Here is a 13,716-nt window from a genome sequence, read left to right on the forward strand (position 1 = left end):
TTTGTGCGGACATTATCGAAAGCCGGGCGATAGTTGCCTAATGAATTGTTTCGATACAGCGATCACTGGGGGTTATCGGTGGGAGGTGTGTAAGGAAGTGCGCGGTATGCTGTGCATTCCGGAAACTGGAACGTCGACATGAACCTCAGGGCCCTGCAGTGCTTCGTGATTCTCGCGGAGGAACTCAATTTCAGCCGCGCGGCCGAGCGCCTGCATATCGCGCAACCCGCGCTGAGCCAGCAGATCCGCTCGCTCGAAGAACGGCTCGGCACGCAACTGGTGGACCGCGCGCGGCGACCGCTGATGCTGACCGAAGCGGGACATTACCTGTGCACCGAAGCGCGGCAGATTCTCGGCTCGCTCGAACAGATGACGGTCGCCGCACAGGAAATCGGCGTCGGCCGGCGCGGCTGGCTCAGCATCGGCTTCACGCGTTCGTCGATGTATAGCGTGCTGCCGCCCGCGCTGAAAAAATTCCACAAGGCCTATCCGCAGGTGGAATTGAAGTTGTTCGAAATGCTGACCGAAGAACAGACCGATGCGTTGCGCGACATGCGTATTCATATCGGCATCGGCCGGCAACCGTTGACCGTGGACGGCTGCACGTCCTGCACGCTGCTGCGCGAGCGCGTCGTCGTTGCACTCGAAGCGGGCCATCCTCTTGCCGCGCGCAAAAGCGTGCGGATCGCCGATCTCGCTGACACGCCGTTGATTCTGTATCCCAAGCATCAGAACGCGCAGTTCAAACGCTCGGTGCAATCGCTGTATCGCGACGCGGGCGTGACCCCGCTGATTGCGCACGAGGCTTACGAAATCCAGACAGCGATTGCGCTGGTGGCGGCGGGGCTCGGCGTGACTGTAGTCGGTGAATCGGTCGCGCGGCACGGACGCACCGACGTCGTGTTTCGCCATCTGACGGGACCGGGTTCGTCATACCGCTCGACGCTCGCCGCCACTTTCCGCACCGACGACACCTCACCGCATCTGCGCGCCTTTCTGGAATGTCTGCCGCCGCCTTTGAGCGACACCACACTATAAGCACGAGCTTATACAAGCATAAGCAAGCGGTCTTGGACTCCGCGCGCATGCATTCCTATCATTGGCGTTACGCCTGAACCAGGCGAATCACAACAAAACGCAACGACGGCCACGATCGTCGCCGCGTGGCCCCCGCCATGCGGGATGGGCCCGGACTCGGCGCGCAGCCCGAACTCCGCTCCACAGCGTTGCATGGGAGACATGCATGACCGCATTCAATGAAACCGCAACGATGCGCAAGGTGTACGGGCGCCTGATGCCCATACTCTTTGCGATGATGTTCATCAACTATCTGGACCGGATCAATATCGGCTTCGCCGCGCTCGACATGAACAAGCAGTTGGGCTTCAGTCCAGCGGTATTCGGGTTCGCCGGTAGTATTTTCTTCGTGGGCTACATGCTCCTCGAAGTACCGAGTAATTTGATCCTGCATCGGGTCGGTGCGCGCATCTGGATCGCGCGCATTCTGCTGACGTGGGGCGCGGTCGCCGCGGCCACCGCGTTCGTGTTCAACGACACGAGCTTCTATGTGCTGCGCTTTCTGCTCGGCGTGATGGAAGCCGGCTTTCTACCCGGCATCGCGGTTTATCTGACCAAATGGTTTCCGGTGCGTTACCGCGCCCGCGCGGTCGGCGGCTATATCGTCGCGGGATCGTTTTCAGCGGTGCTCGGCGGCCCGATCTCGACCATGCTGATGACCTACGCGCACGGCATCCTCGGTCTCGCCGGCTGGCAATGGATGTTCATTCTCGAAGGCTTGCCCGCAATGCTGCTAGGTCTGCTCACACTGCGCATCCTGACCGAACGCCCCGCCGACGCGAACTGGCTCAGCAGCGAAGAAAAGAACTGGCTCGAAACGACGCTCGCGGCCGAACGCGAAGCGCTCGGCGGCAATCGGCATTTCCCGCTGCTGAAAGTGGCGGGCGATATTCGCGTGTGGAGCCTTGCATGTCTGTTCGGTTGCGCGCTGGTCGGCATTTACGGGCTGTTTCTGTGGCTGCCGCAGATCGTCAAGAGCTTCGGTCAGCTGAGCAATATCGAAGTGGGCTTTCTGTCGGCCGCGCCGCCTCTTCTCGGCGTGTTGGGTACCTTCCTGATCAGCCGCAGCTCCGACCGCACCGGCGACCGCAAGAAGCACCTCGCGTTCGTGTACGGGATGAGCGCGCTCGCGATTGCCGGCAGTGCCTACGCGCCGAACCCGGTGATCGCCTATCTGCTGCTGTGCGTGACCGGTCTCTTCATCTATGCCGGTAATCCGCTGTTCTGGAGTCTCGCGTCATCGTTTCGCACTGGCGCCGCGGGTGCCGCGACCATCGCGCTGATCAACACGATCGCGCAGTTCGGCGGCCTGGTCGGGCCGTGGAGCATCGGGCTCGTGCGCAACGCGACCGGCAACTTCAAGCTCGCGCTGCTGACGATCGCCGCCTTTCTCGTCGTCGCGACGATCATCGCCCTCGTGATGCGCGTGACGCCCGCCGAAGACGAAGTCGCCACGCTCGCGACCGGCGACGCCGCGCCGCGCGTGTAAACCTCCGCGCCAACGATCGCAACCGTATAAGGATCATTGCCTCATGATTATCGATTGCCACGGTCATTACACGACCTCGCCGCCGCAGCACGAAGCGTGGCGCCAACAGCAGATCGCCGCGTTGCAGGACGGTGTCGCGCCGCCGCCGCGGCCTTCCATCAGCGACGACCAGATCCGCGACAGCATCGAAAACGGCCAGTTGCGCGTGCAACGCGAGCGCGGCACCGATCTAACGATCTTCTCGCCGCGCGCGGCCGGTATGGGTCATCATCTGGCCGGCGCCGCAGCGAACGCACAATGGTCGAGCGCATGCAACGACCTCATACAGCGCGTGTGCGAACTGTTTCCGCGCAATTTCGTCGGCGTGTGCCAATTGCCGCAAGCGCCGGGCGTGGCACCAGAGAATTGCATCAGCGAATTACGCCGCTGCGTCGAACAACTCGGCTTTATCGGCTGCAATCTGAATCCCGATCCGTCTGGCGGACACTGGAGCGGTCTGCCGCTGACCGATCGCAGCTGGTATCCACTGTACGAAGCGATGGTGGATCTCGACGTGCCGGCGATGATTCACGTATCGTCGTCGTGCAATCCGAATTTCCACGCGACCGGCGCGCATTATCTCAACGGCGATACGTCGGCCTTCATGCAGCTCCTGCAGGGCGATCTGTTCGCCGACTTCCCGACGCTGCGCTTCATCATTCCGCACGGCGGCGGCGCGGTGCCCTATCACTGGGGACGTTATCGCGGGCTCGCGCAGGACATGCAACGGCCGCTGCTCGAAGAGCATCTGCTGAATAACGTGTTCTTCGACACCTGTGTCTATCACCAGCCGGGCGCCGAGTTGCTTGCGAAAGTCATTCCGGTCGAGAACATCCTGTTCGCCTCGGAAACGATCGGCGCGGTGCAAGGCATCGATCCGCGCACGGGCCACCACTACGATGACACCCGCCGCTACATCGACGCCATCGCATGGCTCAGCGACGCGGACCGCCAACGCATCTACGAAGACAACGCGCGCAGCGTCTATCCACGCCTGTCGCGCCAACTCGAACGACAATTCGCCGCGAAAGGAGCCACCGTATGAACCCCGTGGGATGGCGTGAATATCCGTGCGCACCGCAACCGAACGCGGCCACGCTCGACGCGTTGCGCGAACTCGCGGTGTCGCTGCTCAGCGACAACATGGCACGCGCGAGCGGCGCCGTCGGCTTGCGTGCATTTCATCGGCCGAAGTCGCTCGCCGGCACTGCGTTGACGATTCATACGCGCCCCGGCGACAATCTCGCGATTCATCGTGCGTTCGAATTCTGCCGGCCCGGCGACGTGCTCGTAATCGACGGCGCGGGCGACCTCACCCAGGCGTTGATGGGCGAGATCATGGCGACGTATGCGCAAAGCCTCGGCGTGCAGGGTCTCGTGATCGACGGTGCGATTCGCGACGTCGGCGCGCTGCGGCAACGCGATTTCCCGGTCTACGCGCGTGGCGTCACGCATCGCGGCCCGTACAAGAACGGCCCCGGCGAAATCAACGTGCCGGTCACAGTAGGTGGCATGGTCGTGCATCCAGGCGATATCATCGTCGGCGACGAAGACGGTCTGCTGGCCATTTCTCCGGCCGACGTCGACGCGGTAATCGAAGGCGCGCGCCGGCAGCAGGCGAAAGAAGCGGCGGCGCTCGCATCGATCGCGAACGGCACGTTCGACCGCGCGTGGGTCGCGCCGCAACGCGACCGGATGATGAGCGGATCATGAACCCTTGTACTGAACGACACCGAGCCCTATGGCGCAACATCTGAACGCTGCAACCCTGCTTGAACTCGCGCGCGCCGCGCAACAGCGCGCCACCTCGCCGTGCGCCTGCACGCGCACGGCGCTCGATGGCTGGCAATCGCAACCACTGTCGATCGACGAAACGCTTTTCGAAGAAATCGGCACACTGATGCCGGAAGACGATCCCGAACCGACGTACAGCGAATATCTGCCCAACCAGACGACGTACTGGGCCGCCAACGCGCCGATCGCGCCGCGCTACTTTCCGTATAACCGCTGCGGGCTCTGGCAATGCTCGTCGTGCGGGCGGCTTTATCTGCGCTATGTGGAGGGCGGCGGCTATTTTGTCGACCGCCGGATTCGCGCGGTCAACGCGGATCTGATCGAGGACGTGCCGCTGCCCGCATAACGGGTGCGGCGGGTTGAAGAAAGGAATGGAGTAGCAAGGAATTCAGGCGTCGCCGTCTTTTCCCGCATGCGCGACGCCTACGAGTTCCTTCACGCATCGCGCGACACTCGCCAGTACGCCGCCGGCACGATTGTGCACCTGTTGTCGGTGCGGCATCCGCTGTAGATCATGCCGGTCTTCATCGAGCGCGCGCGCGTGTCCGGCCGCGCCATATGGCCATTCGACCGCCACCGCATGCGAGTGCGGCACGCGCGGGTCGTGCCCGGCACTGTCGATATACGCATTGATCGCCGACGCTTCCCGCCGCGCGGCCTCCTCCGACTCGACGGCAATAAAGTCGTCCGGCCCCTCAATATGGACGCACCATAACTGTTCGCTCACGTTGCCTCTCCCGCTACGTAGCTCAAGCCTCAATTGCCGTGAAAAATTTGCCGTGAGAAATCTGCTTTTAAAAATCAGCGCAAGGACTTCAGCCGCTCCCAGTTGAGATCCGAAAAACATGGGCCCTGAGTCGCTTCGCTGAATTTCACGTCGTTATGCTCGCCGTTCCACTCCATCACCTGAACCTCTTCATTGGCATCGACCGTTACGTCCCAACCAACGCAGCGCGCAAACGGAATCTTCCGGTGCAGGCGCAGCACAGTCTCCACGCATTGGTCGAACTGTGGGATTTTCATACCCGCAAAACGCACGCCTGAATCGGGATGCGCTTCGGTCGCGCCCCAGTCGTTCATATAGCCTTCGTCGCCCAGCTCGCCGGTGGACAGTTTCACCGGCACGCATACTTCTCGATCGGTAAGGATATGGGTATCGTCCGCGCGGCCGAGTCGCAGATAGCAAGCGCGAATCGAAATGCGGCCGGCGTCGTCCACCACGGTCGTAAAGCGCAATGTCGCCACCGGCTTCGACGCGAACGCTTCGAATAACGGATGCTGGACGATGAACTTCTGGATCACACCGTTACCCAGTGCTTTAATACGCGCGGGATCGAAATTCGCCCGATCGAAGATATAAACGCCGTTGCCCTGCTTCGAGCCGTCGAGCTTGAACACGACGCGCCCCGACTGCGCGAAAACGACATCCGGCAATTCGCTCTCCGGCACCACGATGCTCCGGTCCGTGAAGAACAGTCCATTGGCGAAATAGGCTACATCCGGCAATGCATCGCCGTCGAAGATCAACCGGGAAATCGGCTTGAGGCTCGAGATCTTCCCGTACCAGCCCTTCATATGCGGCACCACGACGCTGCCGTAGTAGTTGTCCGGGATCCAGCCTTCCTTGAAGGTGCCACAAAACGCGGTATAAACCCGCAGCCATGGCGCGTAGACCGGATCGCCGAAGACATCGCGTGCATACATATCCGCGAGACGCAGGTTCGCCGGATCGGTCCTACCGTATCGGCTTTCGAGCACCAGCAACACTTTTCTCGCCTGCGCACCGTGATCGAGGTGGAAGCGGTATTGCGCGACTCTTCTCGCGGATCGTCTCACGACGTTTTCGACGTCTAATCGCATCATGTCCTTCAATACGCGTTCGGATGATGTAGGCCCTTGAAAACGGTGGCCATAATTATTTTTACGTCGAGCCAGAACGACCAGTTCTTCAGGTAATACAGATCATGCGCGACGCGCCCTTCCATCTTCTCGAGGCGATCGGTTTCGCCGCGAAAGCCGTTGATTTGCGCCCAACCGGTAATGCCGGGCTTGATCCGGTAACGATGGATATAGCCGGACACGATGTTCTGATAGAGATCATCGTGTTCGAGCGCATGAGGACGCGGTCCGACCACCGACATATCGCCGCGCAGCACGTTGAAGAATTGCGGCAGCTCGTCGAGACTCGTGCGCCGCAGAAACGCACCGACCCGGGTAATGCGCGGATCGTCGCGTGTGGCCTGTTCGAGCACGCCCTGCTTCTGCTCGTGCAGGCGCATCGTGCGGAACTTGTAGATCGTAAATACACGGCCGTCGGCGCCTTTACGCCGTTGCTTGAAAAACACCGGTCCATGCGAACTCAGTTTGACCGCGATCGCGCAGCCCAACAGGATCGGCGAGATCGCTATCAGCGCGGACAGCGCAAACAGACGGTCGAATAGCTCCTTCTGCAGCAGCGCATTCGGCGGCAATGGCGAAGCAGCGAGGTTGATCGTCGGCAGGCCGAGCAGATCGGTCATGCTGCCTTCGAATAGCGCCAGTGTACGCACGTCGGGCATGAAGCGGATATTGATCAGATCGTTGCGAAATTCCGCGACCAGTCTGAGAATCGCGCGCTCTTCGGTGAGTGGTAGTGCGAGCCAGACCTCGCCGATATTCTGCTCACGCACGTAACGCGCAAACGCGTCATGGTTCTCGAAGCGCTGCACCGACGAACGCGCCGTCGCGCAGTTGCCGGGATGCAGGTTATACAACGCATTGGCGCGAAAACCCGCCGCTGGCGACGTCTCGATCTTGCGAATGATCTCCTCGCAATGGTCTCCGCACGCGGCCACCGCGACCCGCTGCAGGTTCATCCCCGCATGGCGCATGCGCCCAAGTAGTGCATGCGTGACCATCCGGCCGGCCATCATCGCGGCCCCCGAGAGGCCGGTCCAGTACACGAACCAGAGTCGCGACACGAAGTCGATGCGGTGCAGCGAGAACATCAGCGCCATCGCACAGGCCTGTACGACGAGCCAGCCGAGCGCGACGTGTCCAGCGAGCGCGCGTTTCGAGCGGCCGCGCCATGATTCGTACACGCCGAGCGCCGGAAAGACCGCGAGAGAAAACGCCGCCGCGAACGCGACGAACGCAAAATAGAAGCTCCGTTGCGAGCCGCCGTCGAAGCGGATCTGCGACGCCGCAAATGCGCCCGCGACGATCATCGCGACGTCGAACACTCTTGCCAATAGACCTGTCAGCAATCGCATCGCAGCCCTCTCATAGCAGGTATACGTTCGATTCCACCGCATTAGCCGCAGCGCCCGTACTGGTCGTCGAAACGGACGATGTCGTCCTCGCCGAGATAGGTGCCGGATTGCACTTCGATAATCTGCAACGGCACGCGGCCCGGATTTTCGAGCCGATGGCGAGTGCCCAACGGGATATAGGTCGATTCGTTTTCGCCGAGCAGGAACTGCTCTTCTCCGCGCGTGACCAGCGCCGTTCCACTGACGACCACCCAGTGTTCGGCGCGATGGTGATGCATCTGCAACGACAGACGCCCACCCGGCATCACGACGATGCGCTTCACCTGAAAGCGCTCGCCATGATCGATCGAGTCATAAAAGCCCCATGGACGGCGGACCTTTCTGTGCGTATCGGCTTCCGGCGAATTCTCGCTACGAATGCGCGACACGAGACCTTTGATGTCCTGCACGTGCGAGCGATCGGCAACAAGCACCGCGTCATCGGTTTCGATCACGATCATGTTGCTGGTGCCGACACAGGCGAGCAGTCGGCCGCCCTGCGAGCGTGCGTATGTGGCGGTCGAACCTTCGAACAGCACGCGGCCGTTCGCGGCATTACCGCACTCGTCTTTTTCCATCGCATGCCAGACCGCGTCCCATGAACCCAGATCGGACCAGCCTGCTTCGAGCGGCACCACCACACCCGAGAACTTCGAATCAGGCTTGCCGAGTTGCTCCATGACCGCGTAGTCGATCGAATCGGACGGCGAATTCAGGAACTCACCGGCGTCCGGCATGATGCATTCGTCAGTCTTTTTCGCACCACGCCACGAATGCACGCACGCGCCATACATGTCAGGTTGAAATTGCTCGATGCTCGACAGCCATACCGACGCGCGCACGACAAAGATGCCGCTATTCCACCAGTAGTTGCCGGATTCGACATATTGGGCCGCGAGTTCCGCCGCGGGCTTCTCGACGAATCGCTCAATGCGGTGAGCACCGTCACGCAGTGCTTCGCCGAGTCGGATATAACCGAAGCCGGTATCGGGCCGTTCGGGCGGCACGCCTAAAGTAACAATTGCGCCTTTGCTCGCGTGGGCGGCGGCAATATCGATCGCGCGATGCAGTGCATCGACGTTCGCTATCGCGTGGTCCGCGGGCATCGCGATCAGGATCGCGTCTTCGCCGTCAGCACATGTACTCAACGCGGCAAGCGTCAAGGCCGGCGCCGTATCGCGGCGGCCGGGCTCGACCACGATGCGCGCGTTCACGCCGATTTCGCGCGCCTGTTCGTAGGTGGCGAAATAATGCTCGGTCCCGCAGACGATCACCGGATCGGCCGCGACATCCCAAGCGCCTTCGAAGCCCGCCATGCGGCCCATCGTCGACTGCAACAAGGTCTGATTGCCGATCACGTCGATCAACTGCTTCGGAAACTGCTCGCGTGACACCGGCCATAGCCGCGTGCCGGACCCACCGGCGAGAATCACCTGCACGAGCGGCGGAAAATCGACGTTGGCCGAATTGCGCTGCATCGTGTCGAAAGTCGTTGCGGCTGCTGCCGCGATAACCTTACCCATCGTTGACTCCCTCGCATTGAAAGCGGCTCGGCAATGCTCCCGCCGCGGCGGCAACGCAAAAGGCGTTGCACCGTCCTCCACGCCGATACCGTCTCATGTGATGTTTTGACAGGACGTCCGTGTCGGACAGACCAGGCCAGCAGTTCGATTTGCAGTGAAGACGCATGAGCCGGCGCATGTACCTGCAATGGGTCCAGCTCGATCCGAAGGGACGGGAACTGCCTGGCCGGATCGCAGCGGTCTGTTCGACAACGACGACCCGATAACGAAGAAACGAAAGAACGAGTGAGGTAATGACACCGCCCACATCGAAAGATGTCATGCCTCGATGTGATCAATCATAGTGAGAGCACATTGCGACACCGGGCTTCTGGCGCGAACAGCGGAACTTTTGGCCACGCTCGCCGGCTCTATTTAGCAAACTTGCGAATGAGCTTGCACTTCTATTGCAGACAAACTCGCAAAATTGGAAATTGGCACCTATACGTGCTACCGTTCACATGAACCTTCCGACATGTTCATGGCAAACTCAGGACAACGATGTTGTCCGCGATGTTCTTCCGATTTTTCGCCGCATCAGGCACACCGCACGTTTCGTGCTTTCAGGTCACTACCACTTTCCAGCGCGCGGTCAGAAACGAGCCGGCGCGCCGTTCGTTTTTCCGGAGTCGCAATGGCCTACATCTCGCTAGTCGCACTGTTTCTGACCGTCACCAATCTGGTGCCCATCAGCGCGATCGGCTTTGTGCCTCTGCTTTTCTGCGCATGGCGCTTTTATGGTCGTAGTTACCCCGCGTTTATCGCGCCGCTGACGGCCTTCACAGTGCTCGCGATCGTGTCGACGCTGCTCTACGATCCGCAATCCTTCGTCGACTTCGATTTTTACCGCCGCGACGGCAATTTTTTCATTTCCTATGCGCCCATTTTTGCCGGTTGCCTGTACGTGCACCGGTGGGATCTGAACAAGGTGCTGCGTACTTTTTTCGTGTTCGCGATCATCGTCAATCTGCCGATGTACGCGTACTACATCGTCGACAACGGCCTGCTCAGCATCTTCATTCACCCGGAAGACAGTTTCGGTAGCTATTTCATCGCCCGTAACGCGGCTGGCGGCTTCTTTGCCATGCTGTTCTGCCTCGGCGTGGCCTGCTATCTGCAACGACGCAGCAGACTGCTGCTCGCACTACTCGCCTGCAATGCGTTGATGCTGTTCTCCACCTATAGCCGCGGCTCGCTGCTCGGCGCGGCCGCGGTACTGCCATATCTGTACTTCGGCCGCAAACGCTGGATGCTAGGCTCATTGATCGCCGTATTGCTGATGGCCTCGATCGCCGTCGCGATCTATCACACCGATCCGACCGTCGACTACATGGGCTACACGTTCTCGATCCACAATCAGGACGCCAAGGTCGCGAACCTGAACATTCGCTACGAATGGCTGTGGCCGCGCGCGCTCGCGTATTTCGAACAGAGCCCGCTCGTTGGCCTCGGATTCGGTTCGTTCGACGACCATATCGGCAGTATCGCGTCGTACTTCCATCTGTTCGGCGTACCGTCCGACGTCGTAATCGAGCACAGCGACTCGCACGCCCACAACTCGTATCTGAACATCCTCGCCGAGCTCGGCGTGGTCGGCCTCGCGCTGATCCTGTCGTTCTACTGGAAGCTGGTCGAATGGAGTAAGCAGGGAGCGGCATTCGCCGCGCTGGCGGATGGCGGCCGCAGCTTCGCGGCATTCCGTTTCGTCGAGATTTCGTCGGTTTGCCTGCTGGTGATGTCGGCCACCGAACACCGGCTGGTCACGCCGTCAAACGTGCTGATTCTTTCTCTGGTCATTTCGCTGCTGCTCGCGGCACGCCCGTTCAAGGCAGCCGCGTTCACGTTCGACCCGCGCGTTGCACGCAAGGCGAACGTGGTCAATCAGCGCCCGGCTCAGGGCGTGACGTCGACCAGATGACGCTCTTCCATCGCTAGCGGTGTATTTCCCACATACGGCAGGTACTGTTCGACGCCGGCATACGGAAGGCGCGCGTCGACGAAGGTCATCAGCGCCCTCTTGAAGTTCTCCGACGAAAACCGCTCGGCGTTTCTGCGGCAATGCCGTGCGTCGAACAGACCCGCGTTGCCTTCGAACCGGCCGACGGCTTCGAGCAGGGAGTCCACCGTCTGTTCGTCGAAGAACACCCCGGTGGGCCGTTCGAGCGGCAACCCCACCACCGACTCGAGCGCGCCGCCCCGGCCGAACGCAATTACCGGCGTACCGCACGCCTGCGCTTCAACCACCGAAATGCCGAAATCCTCTTCCGCCGCGAACACGAACGCGCGTGCGCGCCGCAAATGATCGATTAGCACCTCGGACGGCTGATGCCCGAGGATTTCGACATTCTCGCCGGCCACCGCCTTGATCCGTTTCATCTCCGGACCATCGCCGATCACCACCAACCTGCGCTCGGGAGTGCGCGAGAACGCCTGCACGATCAGATCGATACGCTTGTACGGCACCATCCGCGAGGCCGTCACATAGAAGTCTTCCTTCTGCGTGCCGACTGTCATGTTGGCGAGATCGACCGGCGGATAAATCACCGTCGCGTCGCGCTGATACGCCTTCCTGATGCGCCTTGCAATGAACTGCGAATTGGCGACCAGATGATCGACGCCATTGGCCGAGCGCGAATCCCAGCCGCGAATGTAATGAAGCAGCACACGCGCCAAGGCCGAGCGCAACCCGGTGTCCAGGTGCGACTCGCGCAGGTATTGATGCTGCAAATCCCACGCATAGCGGATCGGCGAATGCACGTAGCTGATATGTACCTGGTTCGGCCCGGTCAGCACCCCTTTGGCAACCGCATGAGAACTCGAAATGACGAGATCGTAGCCAGACAGATCGACCTGTTCGATCGCAATCGGCATCAACGGCAGATAGGCCCGGTATCGTCTTCGTGCGAACGGCATGCGCTGGATAAACGACGTGTTGACGGACTTTCCTTTCACACACTCGCGATCATCGAGAAAATCGACAATCGAGAAGATGTCCGCATTCGGAAAGCACTCGATGATGTTCTTCAACACCTTCTCGGCACCTCCCGACACCACCAGCCAATCGTGAACAATAGCGACTTTCACTTCGACCTCCCGTGACATTCCAAACCCAACCCCCAACACCGCCCACACTGCTACGGGCCGGCCGTCAATCTTCTTTCGCGCCTCCCACCTGCGGGCGCAACCCGCAAGCAACGCGAACCCGCGCGAGCGCACGTTCGGCCCCGGGCAGCAGGTGAATCAGTTCGAGGCGAATCATTACGCCGAGCAGGATCGCCGCCAGCGTCGCTTCGCCGATTACCCGCGCGGACGCCATGCCCATCGCGCCAAAACGCGGCGCCAGTATCAGCGCGGAGACGAGATTGAGCACCCCCGACGCGACGCCGGCCATCGCGAGCAGCCGGTCTTTCTTGCGCGGCACGAACACGTAGAACGCAACGAATTCGTTGAAGGCTGCAAACGGAAACATCCACGCGAATATCTGCAACACGCGTGCGCTCGGTTCGAATGCGGGTCCGAGAATCAGCGGCAGCACGAACGGCGACAGCGTCAGCGCGCCGCATAGCACCAGCACGCCATAGCCCATCAACAGCATCGCGCCGCGACGCGTCGTGACGTGCGCGCCTTCCTTGTCGCCCTGTGCGAGCTGCCGCGAGATCGTCGGAATGAATACCTGCGACGCGGGCCCCATCAGACTCAGACCGATCGTCGCGAAGCGCTCGGCCGCACCGAAATAGCCAACCTGCGCAGGCGTCGACAACAGCGTCAATAGATAGGTCGACGACGCGGTGAGCACGACGGAGCCCGACGAGTAGCAGAACAACATGGTCGAGTTGCGTACCAGCGGCACGACACCCGAGAACCTGAGGCGCGGCAAACCGAGTTGATAGGTCGTCAAGCCATATGAAATGATCGACGAAGCGATCCCCGCGACCAGCAGACTCGCGAGCACCCAGACCGCGTCGTTCGGGCCTCTGACGAGCGTGAGCACCAGCACGAGGCTCACCGCGAAGCCGAATACTTCGATCATGATCGGAGTGCGAAAGTACTGCCGCCCCTGGAACAGCCAGCCGAGATTGAGCGCCGAGACGATACCGAGTGCGGTCGCGAGCAGACCAATAACCGGCTGTTCGGACAGGACCGGCGAACTCATCGTCGCGACAACGCCAATCACCGCGCCGATCAGGCCCAACAGCAGCCGCGCGCTGACATGCAGCGAATAGATCGAATTGCATTCCTGCGCCGACTGCGCTCTCGACACCTCGCGCATGCCGACGAACGTAAAGCCGAAGCTCACGAGCATCCATATCACGTTCATCAGCGACATCGACGCGAGCACCCGGCCATATTCGGCCACGCCCAGTACCCGTCCATAGAACGGCACAACGATGATGAGGTACACGTACCTCATCAGATAGCCGCCATAGACAAAGGCAATTACATTGGCGCTCGCTCGTCTATCCAT

Annotated in this window: 12 protein-coding genes; 6 read left to right on the plus strand and 6 right to left on the minus strand. The window is 60.9% G+C overall.

Translation table 11 applies throughout. The annotated features are described in order from the left end of the window. Nucleotides 1-138 precede the first annotated feature (138 nt). The 5 genes from HHL14_RS05870 (at nt 139) to HHL14_RS05890 (ending at nt 4,745) form a co-directional block, all read left to right on the plus strand. Nucleotides 139-1,038 (plus strand): LysR family transcriptional regulator, encoded by a 900-nt coding sequence (locus HHL14_RS05870; protein WP_169496622.1) that lies wholly within the window; start codon nt 139-141, stop codon nt 1,036-1,038. Between the two features lie 205 nt (nt 1,039-1,243). After that, nucleotides 1,244-2,566 carry an MFS transporter gene (locus HHL14_RS05875; protein ID WP_169496623.1) on the plus strand — a complete coding sequence of 441 codons (1,323 nt, stop codon included), beginning with the start codon at nt 1,244-1,246 and terminating at the stop codon, nt 2,564-2,566. A gap of 43 nt (nt 2,567-2,609) precedes the next feature. After that, nucleotides 2,610-3,650, plus strand: a complete 1,041-nt coding sequence (locus tag HHL14_RS05880) for an amidohydrolase family protein (protein WP_169496624.1) — start codon at nt 2,610-2,612, stop codon at nt 3,648-3,650. Beyond that, the gene (locus HHL14_RS05885; RefSeq protein WP_169496625.1) at nt 3,647-4,318 is read left to right on the plus strand and encodes an RraA family protein; all 672 of its coding nucleotides are present in this window, start codon (nt 3,647-3,649) and stop codon (nt 4,316-4,318) included. Before HHL14_RS05880 ends, HHL14_RS05885 begins: the two co-directional genes overlap by 4 nt. Nucleotides 4,319-4,346: 28 nt before the next feature. After that, nucleotides 4,347-4,745, plus strand: coding sequence for a hypothetical protein (locus HHL14_RS05890; protein WP_169496626.1), 399 nt, complete (start codon nt 4,347-4,349; stop codon nt 4,743-4,745). A gap of 42 nt (nt 4,746-4,787) precedes the next feature. Here the strand turns inward: HHL14_RS05890 and HHL14_RS05895 are convergent, their stop codons facing one another. Genes HHL14_RS05895 through HHL14_RS05910 form a run of 4 tightly spaced genes read right to left on the minus strand, consistent with a single transcriptional unit; the run spans nt 4,788 to nt 9,212 of the window. Next, nucleotides 4,788-5,246: a hypothetical protein gene (locus HHL14_RS05895; RefSeq protein ID WP_329601617.1), complete on the minus strand. Its 459-nt coding sequence runs from the start codon at nt 5,244-5,246 to the stop codon at nt 4,788-4,790. Next, nucleotides 5,201-6,262, minus strand: coding sequence for a sugar-transfer associated ATP-grasp domain-containing protein (locus HHL14_RS05900; protein ID WP_169496627.1), 1,062 nt, complete (start codon nt 6,260-6,262; stop codon nt 5,201-5,203). Before HHL14_RS05900 ends, HHL14_RS05895 begins: the two co-directional genes overlap by 46 nt. A 5-nt stretch (nt 6,263-6,267) precedes the next feature. Beyond that, nucleotides 6,268-7,650, minus strand: coding sequence for an undecaprenyl-phosphate glucose phosphotransferase (locus HHL14_RS05905; protein ID WP_169496628.1), 1,383 nt, complete (start codon nt 7,648-7,650; stop codon nt 6,268-6,270). 41 nt (nt 7,651-7,691) lie between these two features. Further along, nucleotides 7,692-9,212: a mannose-1-phosphate guanylyltransferase/mannose-6-phosphate isomerase gene (locus tag HHL14_RS05910; RefSeq protein ID WP_169496629.1), complete on the minus strand. Its 1,521-nt coding sequence runs from the start codon at nt 9,210-9,212 to the stop codon at nt 7,692-7,694. Between the two features lie 673 nt (nt 9,213-9,885). On the opposite strand from HHL14_RS05910, the gene HHL14_RS05915 reads away from it, so the two are divergent. Then, nucleotides 9,886-11,169, plus strand: a complete 1,284-nt coding sequence (locus HHL14_RS05915; RefSeq protein WP_169496630.1) for an O-antigen ligase family protein — start codon at nt 9,886-9,888, stop codon at nt 11,167-11,169. Here HHL14_RS05915 and HHL14_RS05920 read toward each other — a convergent pair. Then, the gene (locus HHL14_RS05920; RefSeq protein WP_169496631.1) at nt 11,145-12,335 is read right to left on the minus strand and encodes a glycosyltransferase family 4 protein; all 1,191 of its coding nucleotides are present in this window, start codon (nt 12,333-12,335) and stop codon (nt 11,145-11,147) included. The genes HHL14_RS05915 and HHL14_RS05920 overlap by 25 nt on opposite strands. 64 nt (nt 12,336-12,399) lie before the next feature. After that, nucleotides 12,400-13,716: a lipopolysaccharide biosynthesis protein gene (locus HHL14_RS05925; protein ID WP_169496632.1), complete on the minus strand. Its 1,317-nt coding sequence runs from the start codon at nt 13,714-13,716 to the stop codon at nt 12,400-12,402.

The organism is Paraburkholderia antibiotica (assembly GCF_012927125.1).
GTDB classification, from domain to species: Bacteria; Pseudomonadota; Gammaproteobacteria; order Burkholderiales; family Burkholderiaceae; genus Paraburkholderia; species Paraburkholderia antibiotica.